The organism is uncultured Moraxella sp. (assembly GCF_945873075.1).
GTDB lineage: Bacteria > Pseudomonadota > Gammaproteobacteria > Pseudomonadales > Moraxellaceae > Moraxella.
Genome location: NZ_CAMCBS010000041.1, coordinates 1 through 8,346, shown reverse-complemented (window position 1 = coordinate 8,346; position 8,346 = coordinate 1). Strand labels below are relative to the sequence as shown.

The following is an 8,346-nucleotide window of genomic DNA, read 5'->3' as shown; positions in this document are numbered from 1 at the left end:
GCCCATAGCCAATCTCGGCAAGATTTGCCAAAATCCGAGCCGTCAGCCCCCATACCACCTGCTCGCCTGCACCATCATCACCAAGCCATGCTGGGGTATGCAGGGTAAATCGCTGTGTGCCGACAATCCTTGACATCGCATAATCCACTGGTGGCGTGAGTATCTGCTCAAAATTTAGCCAAAATATCGCATCAATCTCATCTTGATTGGCAATCAAGCCATCCATCGCCGACTGCTCGATGCTTGCCACCACAGGACGCACAAACAGCCCACTGCGAGACATCTGCATCGGCAGATAGCCAATCGGCGATATGTGATGCTGATTTAGCCCCACTTCTTCAAAAGCTTCACGGCACGCCACCGACAGGCTTGAGACATCGGCATCATCTCGCTTGCCACCGACGAATGACACTTCGCCAGCATGACTATTCAGATTCACCGCACGGCGTGTCAAAAGCAGGCGTGGCACAGGCTCATCACTGATGGCGACGAGCACGCAAGCATCAGGCAGGGGCGCGGTGTTTTGTGCCGATTCGGATTTGGCGACGACATCGGCTGAGAGTAGCTGATTATCCCCTTTGGATAAGGGGAGTACTTCTTGCCCGCCTGCTTGCCAATAGTCGGATAATGCTTGGGATAATGGCGCAAATTGCCCATCATCACACACGCACGCTTCACGATCAATGAACTTGGGCGCTTGGGTGGTGAGTTGGTCGGTGACTGGGGCGGTGGTATCGGTAAAATTTGCCATAACAGATTTGTAATTGTGATTGATTTGTTTTAAACTAAATTATCACCCATCAAAAGTCAAGGCTTAAGCTCATGCCCTATTGCCTACACTGCGGCACCCAAGCCCAAGAAATCATCCCGCCCGGCGACAGTAAAGTGCGCATCGTCTGCCCTGCTTGCCATCACATCCACTACGAAAACCCCAAGATGATCTGCGGTGCGCTCGTACGCCATCATGATCAGCTTTTGATGTGTCGCCGAGCCATTGAGCCACAATATGGCAAATGGACTCTGCCGGCAGGCTTTATGGAAATTGGCGAAACCATGCTCGAAGGCGCACTGCGTGAGACCATCGAAGAAGCCGCCGCCATCGCCACCGATGCCAAGCTGTACTGCTTATTTGATTTGCCGTTTTTGGGGCAGATTCATGCGATGTATTTATCCAATCTCACAGCCGATGGACGCTTTGGCGTGGGTGTGGAGAGCCTTGAGTGTGCTTTGTTTGATGAGTCAGACATTCCGTGGGATGAGCTTGCGTTTCGTACCATTCGCTTGACGCTGGAGCATTATTTGGCGGACAAACAAGCCATCATCGACAAAGGGCTCAACCCCAATGACTTTGCCAATTATCCACTACACCAAATCACGCTCGATGAGATTGTGGTGGATGAATTGACTTGATAGGTTTGGTAAAAAAAATTCACCAAATTATGCACCAAATCACACTTCCAAAATAAAATTAATCGGCCCATCATTTTGGGCGATGACCTGCATATTAGCGCCAAATTGCCCTGTGGCGACCGTGTGGTATTGAGATTTGGCATAGTCAATCAGCCGTGCAAATAGCTCATTTGCCGCAGCAGGTGGCATCGCAGGGGCGAAATCTGGGCGACGACCTTTATCCGTCTTTGCCATCAAGGTAAATTGCGACACCAGTAGCAGTCCGCCACCGACATCGACGACGCTTTTGTCAAGCTTGCCAAGCTTATTGGCATCCGTGGTATTCTCAAAAATACGATAGCTTAATATCTTATCCACCAAGCGACACGCCTTGTCATAATCATCGTCATGCCCGAGACCGATGTAGGCAAGCACGCCTGCATCAATCTGCCCAATCGTCTGCCCATCGACATCGACTTGGGCATGGGTGACTCGTTGAATCAGTGCTTTCATGGATTTTTCCTTAATTAATTTGTCATCTTAGTTTTTAAAAACAGGGATTTGCCACCACTTCGCCTGTGGGTGATGCTTGGCAAGATAAGCCTGTAGATATCGCTTGGTATCATCGGCAATGATGGTATCTTGGCTATCATCGTTAAGATTATAAGCGACGGCAAACACGGTCAGCCCATAGCGCGCCAATGCTTTTAGGCTAAGCAAGGTGTGATTGATACTGCCAAGCCTGCCCGATGTCACCAAAATCACAGGATAGCCTTGCTTGGCAATATAATCAATCACCAAGCCATCATCGCCATCGCTATCTGCTGTACAATCAAGCAGTGGCACCATCAAGCCGCCCGCACCTTCGACCAGCACCACATCATAGCGTGATGACAGCACCTGCGTACTATGACGGATAGCGTCCAAATCCACCGCCACGCCATCGATTTGGCTCGCCAAATGCGGTGATGCAGGGTAACTGAGCACCATTGGCATGGTCAGGCGTTCGCTATCTTCTGCCAAGAGTGGCACGCCCATCATCGCTCGGTGGGTGATGATGTCATCTGCCTGTGATTGGCAGCCCGTCTGAATCAGCTTTTGGGTAATGACACGACAGCCAGCATCGTGTAGCTGTCTTGCGATATAGCCTGTGGCGATGGTCTTGCCGATGTCGGTGTCAATCCCTGTGACAAAATAAGTCCCCGTCGGCAACTGCATGGGTGCTGTCATAGCTTTTTCCTATTTTAATCAATCGTCATACTTTGTGTGCAATGATGAATATCGGCTGATAAGTCAAGGCAACGCCCTGCCCATCACTCATAGCATGATAATCTTGACAAAATGCCTGCAAACGCTGTTTCGTCCAGCGAAACTGTGATGCTGTCGCTGTCACGCCCGTCTGCTGTAAATGTCTAAGCACCGCCATCGGCGTGTCAAACGACAGCGTCTGTTCATATTCCATCATCATATCAAGCCCAAAGCCTGCCTGCGTCAGTATCACAGATAATTCATCTATGTCATGATAAGTCAGCCCCCGCCCTGTTAAGTGCTTGATTTGCCAGAGATTCTGCGGTCCAAAGGTGCTGATTGCCATATAGCCACCTGCGCCTAGCGATTGATACAGCTTATCCATAAGCGCATTAAGCGGATACATCCACTGCATCGCCGCCCCTGAGATAATCAAATCCAAGCCATCAGGCAAAGCCAATGTCCGTGCATCACCAATCAGATACTGATAATGGGCATCGGCTAGCTGTGACGGCTTGGGATTGTGGCGAATTTGTGGGTATAAATCATTGAGATACATCTCATCTGCCGTACAGACTTTGGCAAATTCATCGGTCAGTAGCCCACTACCACAGCCAATCTCAAGCACCCGCCCAAAGTGCGTCCGCCGACTGTACGCCACCAATGACGCCATCAGGCGACTCGCCATATCCGCCTGTACGGTGGCGTGCGTGCGATAGCTGTGATAAGCTTGGTCAAATCGCTTGGCGATTGCCTGAGTGTCCGCTTGCTTACCCAAATTATCCGATGATGTCATGCTTTAGCATCCTAAACATCGCCATCGCCAAATGCGGTAATGACTTGGCAAAATCGCTCAAACTCATCATCGCTGATGGCGCTATTTAGGCAGATTCTCAGCCGTGATTGATTCTGCGGGACGGTCGGCGGTCGCACCCCAAGCACAAAAAATCCCTGCTCGGCAAGCTGTGCCGTGGCACACATCGTACGCTCGTTGTCTTTTAGGATAATCGGCACGATTTGGCTATCTGATGAGCACTCTAGACCTAAGCTCTTGATATGTGCAATCAGCTGTTCATAGCGTTGTTTGAGCCGTGCTCGCTTGGACTGCATTGTGATGATTTTATCCAATACAAATGCCGTCCAAGCGATATTCAAGGGTGGCAAAGCCGTGCTAAAAATCAGTGGACGCATGGCGTTAATCAGATAATCCTTAATCATCTCATGGCAAATCACATAGCCACCCACCGACGCCATCGCCTTGCCAAACGCCCCAACAATCAAATCAATCTCATCAATACAGCCAAACACTTCGGCGCAGCCAAGACCCTGCTCACCGCACACCCCGATGGCGTGCGCTTCATCGATATACAGCATAAGCTTAGGATAGCTTGCCTTTAGGCGTACCAAAGCGGGCAAATCCGTCACATCGCCATCCATGCTAAAAATCGACTCGGTGACAATCACAATACGCTCAATGTCCGCCTCGTCATGATATTTTTGGATAAGCGTCTCAAGCTGGGTGAAATTTTGGTGCTGATAACGCACACACTTAGTGCCATTGGCAGCTGCCAAACGCATCCCATCGATGATGCTGGCGTGTACCAATTTATCCGCCAAAATCAGCGTGCGAGCATCACAAATCGCCGGCAAAATCCCCACATTGGCATGATAACCACTATTAAATAGCAAACACGCACGACCCAAAAACAGCGAACTCATCCGTGCTTCAAGTGCTTCATATACCGCAAAATTCCCCGTCAATAGCCGTGATGATGACGAGCCAAGTGGTAAATACTCATGCTGTGATGCCAAAAACTCTGCCTGTAAGCACTCATCACTTGCCACGCCCAAGTAGTCATTGCTCGCTAGATTGACAAGCTTTTGACCACCCAGATGAATGTGCGTCCCTTGATGCTGTAGCTGACGAAAACTGCGATGGTTGTGCGCCTGTTTGAGTCCCGCAAGCTTATCAGCAAAATGCGCTAATATCTGCTCAGACATTCGCCATCTCTCCAATCATCTGCACCATCTGTGCCAGCAATGTATCAAGCTCATCATCACTGATGGCAAATGGTGGCATCAAATACACCAAACGCCCAAAAGGTCGAATCCAAATCCCCCGAGCGACACACTGTGCCTGTATCCAGCGCATATCCACCGTGTGGGTCAGCTCCACCACCGCAATCGCCCCAAGCACTCGCACATCCGCCACAATGGGTAGCTGTCTGAGCGGTTCAAGCTTAGCTTGGCACTGCTGTGCGATGCTCGCCACTTTGGCTTGCCAATCTTGGGACAATAATAACTGCGTACTTGCCAATGCCACACGGCACGCTAGTGGGTTCGCCATAAAAGTCGGGCCGTGCATGAACACGCCTGCTTCGCCATCGCTGATGGTATGCGCCACTTGGCGTGTGGTCAAAGTCGCCGACAGCGTCATATAGCCACCCGTTAATGCCTTGCCAAGACACAGAATATCAGGCGTGACATCGGCGTGCTCACAGGCGAATAATTTGCCCGTCCGCCCAAAACCTGTGGCAATCTCATCAAAAATCAGTAGCACGCCATACTCATCGCACAGCGCACGGATGGCTTTTAGGTAATTGGGATGATAAAAACGCATCCCGCCTGCGCCCTGCACCACAGGCTCAATGATAAATGCCGCCAAAGACTCGCCATGCTCGGCAAAGGCTTGGCGTACAGGTAGCATCTCATCATCTGACCATGTCTCATCAGGGCGGATGCTCGGCGCCGGTACAAAAATTCGCTTGGGCAGACTCTCGCCAAATAGCCCATGCATCCCTGTCACAGGGTCGCAGACACTCATGGCATTCCAAGTGTCGCCATGATAGCCTGAACGAGTGGTGATGATATTGGATTTGGCAGGCTTGCCCTGTGCGTGCTGATATTGCACCGCCATCTTGAGCGCCACTTCGACCGCCACCGACCCCGAATCAGCAAAAAAGATATGCTCAAGTGGCGATGGCGTGATGTCGATTAGCAGCCGAGCAAGCTCGATGGCAGGCTCGTGCGTCAGACCGCCGAACATGATGTGCGACATCTTGGCAAGCTGGTCTTGGAGTGCTTGATTGAGCGCAGGATGATTGTAGCCATGAATAGCGCACCACCAAGACGACATCCCGTCAATCAGCACCGTGCCATCATCCAGATAAATCAAACAACCGTCCGCCCGTGCTACCTTGAGCGCAGGGATTGGCTGGGTCATCGATGTATAAGGATGCCAAATGTGAGCGGTATCAAAATCATCCGTGGGTAAGGTCATGGCGGTCATCTACATGGTCAAGAAAAGCAAATTATAGCACACAGCATAGCAAAACAAAGCAAATTGATGCACAACTGTTGCTACAATACCATCACAAGCGGTTTGGCATTGTTTGGCTTTTATGCCGTTTGTACTGTCTGGTGTGCTGTTATAAGCGCTAATACCCTCTATGATACCCTTAAAATTTGGTGCTTGATGGCATTTTGCCCACTTTATCATCGCACAAATAGGCATCAAAAAACCCCTTGAAAGCTAGTATTTTCAAGGGGTTTGGTAGGTGTTTGCTTGTCTTTGTACTTTGTTGCAAATCTTTGCAAAAATCATGGATGGCGGAGACGGAGTAATCCAAACTCTATTTATAACTTATTGATTTTAAAGTAAAAATATTGAATATGCTATAAAATATACCAACCATTATACCAACAAAAATAAATGTATCCCTTTTGGGGCTGATTTTTTTATTTGTATTTATTAAATAAATATTTAATTTTTTATTAATAATATTTTCTACACATGGGTAATTGTATTCCCATTTATGTCAGATGTAAACACAAATTTGGATTGAAATAGAATAGTTGGCAAATACTGGTAAAACAACTTCAAAATCAGACAAGATATATATTATCAATAAAAAACCATTTTTTACCTTACTGGCAGACAGCTAAAATCCGCAAGGTATTTATGGTAATTGCCATCAACGTTGGCAGAGACTTTCTGTTTCCAAAGTTTCATTTTATCAAAGCCCTGCTTTTCAAGCAAAGCAATCGGGTTGTTGCTTTTTAAAAATTTGTTTTTGAACTCATTAGCATTAACCGCATCAAAGGCTTTAAACAAACCTTGGCTATTTCTCAATTCATCACAAGCAAGCACTAATTCATCTTCAAAATTTAATGTCTGTTGTAAAATACCTTTGAGCCGACCACCTTGTTTTAAAAAGGCAAGATTAGCATTAAAGCGTGCGATATTACTCTGAGATTGGGCGGTGTCGGTATCATAGACCACGAACACGGCAGTATTGGAATTAAACCTTCTTGCAATTTTCTGTACGTCTTTATCCCACAAATTGAAAATTTGGATTCTACCAATGACATTCAGCTTTTTTAATAAGTATTCTTCGGTATGCCCTTCTACAAGAATTAGATAATTTTGCATAGCCCACCTTACTCATCAAACAACAAATCATCAATCGCCGTAGTGTCAGGCAATGTGCAAAATACATCGTTTTTGACGTAGTTTAGTAGCTTTCTATCGTTCTTTTTGAACATGGTTTCAGGTTGGACAAATTGGCTATACTCATCATCTTTCTGTAAGAATACATAGCTGTGAATCGGTAAATTCATGTCCAAAATATCGTAATTGTGCGTAGTATAAAAAAATTGGCTGTCGGGTTGCAATTTTTCAATAATCAGATTTAAAATCGCCTGCTCTAGCTCTGAGTGAGAATAAGCCATTTTCTCATCAAGATAATAAGTGTTAGGTACTTGATTTTCCTTAAAATCATTTATCACACGAGAGACGAACTCAGCCACCATAATGGCATCATACGTCCCCTTTGATAGGCGTTCGGCATTGGTGATTTTGCCATGCAAATCCATTAGTACGGTATCTTGGTTGCCAAATTTAATGTTATAGCCATTAATACCATCATCATCACGACTTACTAATACATCAACGATAGACTTATCAAAGGTTTGCAAAATCGCTTTTAACACATCAGTATTAATCAGCTCGGTGTCTGGCATATTTTTAATATTTTGTGAAAATTCATTATTGGAAAATAAATACAGCCAACCACTTTCGACTTCTTTTTTTAATTCATCAAGCAAATCGCTTAATACCACGGTGTATTTTTCCGTATTATCACTGGATATATAGCGTGTGTTTTGAATGGCGGTCTTGCTCTGCCAAATGGCATCAAGGCGTTTGCGAGTACTACCAACGCTATCATTTTTACCAATGGCGACTTGAGCGTAAGTAAAACCCACGTTTACACTAAGGGGTGAAAAATCAAGCTGTAAGCGATGCAGACGGTGCGATTTTGGTGTGGCAAATTCTACCGTGAACTGCGCTTCTCTTTCTTTGTGGTAAATATGCTCTTGAAAATTAGCAAGAACATTTTTTTGCAATACAACAAAGTTTTGGATTAAATTTAACAATGTACCAAGCGACGTTTTGCCTGTGGCGTTTGCTCCTGACAAGATAGCGACTTTTCGCACATAAAACTTCGCCCTACCGCTCAAATGCTCATTGGCGATGGTGCTGTTTTGAATAGGTCTGGCATAAGTCAAGTCAAGACTGGCTTGCTTAAAACTAAACAAGTTGTCAATATAAAGATGAGTGAATAGCATTTTGATTCCAGAAGTTGGAAAATAACTCTACTTATAATACAGGTTTACTGAACTGGGTTCAATTACTTTTACACAAAAAAA

The 8,346-nt window shown here is 46.4% G+C and carries 9 protein-coding genes; 1 reads left to right on the top strand and 8 read right to left on the bottom strand.

Annotated features, from left to right (window positions below):
• Positions 1-751 (bottom strand): CoA pyrophosphatase (locus Q0N89_RS09320; RefSeq protein WP_294035735.1); only part of this gene is annotated, 751 nt, incomplete at its 3' end.
• Positions 752-822: 71 nt separating this feature from the next.
• On the opposite strand from Q0N89_RS09320, the gene Q0N89_RS09315 reads away from it, so the two are divergent.
• Positions 823-1,410 carry an NUDIX hydrolase gene (locus tag Q0N89_RS09315; protein ID WP_294035733.1) on the top strand — a complete coding sequence of 196 codons (588 nt, stop codon included), beginning with the start codon at positions 823-825 and terminating at the stop codon, positions 1,408-1,410.
• 39 nt (positions 1,411-1,449) lie between these two features.
• Here Q0N89_RS09315 and dtd read toward each other — a convergent pair whose 3' ends face one another.
• The 7 genes from dtd to Q0N89_RS09280 form a co-directional block, all read right to left on the bottom strand.
• A complete protein-coding gene (gene dtd, locus Q0N89_RS09310; protein WP_294035731.1) occupies positions 1,450-1,902 on the bottom strand; it encodes a D-aminoacyl-tRNA deacylase in 453 nt (150 codons plus the stop codon).
• A 27-nt stretch (positions 1,903-1,929) separates the two neighbouring features.
• Positions 1,930-2,619, bottom strand: coding sequence for a dethiobiotin synthase (bioD, locus tag Q0N89_RS09305; RefSeq protein WP_294035729.1), 690 nt, complete (start codon positions 2,617-2,619; stop codon positions 1,930-1,932).
• Between the two features lie 25 nt (positions 2,620-2,644).
• Positions 2,645-3,433 (bottom strand): malonyl-ACP O-methyltransferase BioC, encoded by a 789-nt coding sequence (gene bioC, locus Q0N89_RS09300; protein WP_294035727.1) that lies wholly within the window; start codon positions 3,431-3,433, stop codon positions 2,645-2,647.
• 11 nt (positions 3,434-3,444) lie between these two features.
• Positions 3,445-4,638 carry an 8-amino-7-oxononanoate synthase gene (locus tag Q0N89_RS09295; RefSeq protein ID WP_294035724.1) on the bottom strand — a complete coding sequence of 398 codons (1,194 nt, stop codon included), beginning with the start codon at positions 4,636-4,638 and terminating at the stop codon, positions 3,445-3,447.
• Entirely contained in the window at positions 4,631-5,917 is a 1,287-nt protein-coding gene (gene bioA, locus Q0N89_RS09290) for an adenosylmethionine--8-amino-7-oxononanoate transaminase (RefSeq protein ID WP_294035722.1), read from the bottom strand. The genes Q0N89_RS09295 and bioA overlap by 8 nt, the downstream gene beginning before the upstream one ends.
• Positions 5,918-6,559: 642 nt before the next feature.
• Positions 6,560-7,069 carry a hypothetical protein gene (locus Q0N89_RS09285; RefSeq protein WP_294035720.1) on the bottom strand — a complete coding sequence of 170 codons (510 nt, stop codon included), beginning with the start codon at positions 7,067-7,069 and terminating at the stop codon, positions 6,560-6,562.
• Positions 7,070-7,077: 8 nt separating this feature from the next.
• A complete protein-coding gene (locus Q0N89_RS09280) occupies positions 7,078-8,265 on the bottom strand; it encodes a hypothetical protein (RefSeq protein WP_294035718.1) in 1,188 nt (395 codons plus the stop codon).
• Positions 8,266-8,346: the final 81 nt, after the last annotated feature.

Excerpts from the sequence above, each read along its gene's own strand:
- Q0N89_RS09315 (WP_294035733.1), top strand. The coding sequence starts at position 823 with ATGCCCTATTGCCTACACTGCGGCACCCAAGCCCAAGAAATCATCCCG.
- dtd (WP_294035731.1), bottom strand. The coding sequence starts at position 1,902 with ATGAAAGCACTGATTCAACGAGTCACCCATGCCCAAGTCGATGTCGAT.
- bioD (WP_294035729.1), bottom strand. The coding sequence starts at position 2,619 with ATGACAGCACCCATGCAGTTGCCGACGGGGACTTATTTTGTCACAGGG.
- bioC (WP_294035727.1), bottom strand. The coding sequence starts at position 3,433 with ATGACATCATCGGATAATTTGGGTAAGCAAGCGGACACTCAGGCAATC.
- Q0N89_RS09295 (WP_294035724.1), bottom strand. The coding sequence starts at position 4,638 with ATGTCTGAGCAGATATTAGCGCATTTTGCTGATAAGCTTGCGGGACTC.
- bioA (WP_294035722.1), bottom strand. The coding sequence starts at position 5,917 with ATGACCTTACCCACGGATGATTTTGATACCGCTCACATTTGGCATCCT.
- Q0N89_RS09285 (WP_294035720.1), bottom strand. The coding sequence starts at position 7,069 with ATGCAAAATTATCTAATTCTTGTAGAAGGGCATACCGAAGAATACTTA.
- Q0N89_RS09280 (WP_294035718.1), bottom strand. The coding sequence starts at position 8,265 with ATGCTATTCACTCATCTTTATATTGACAACTTGTTTAGTTTTAAGCAA.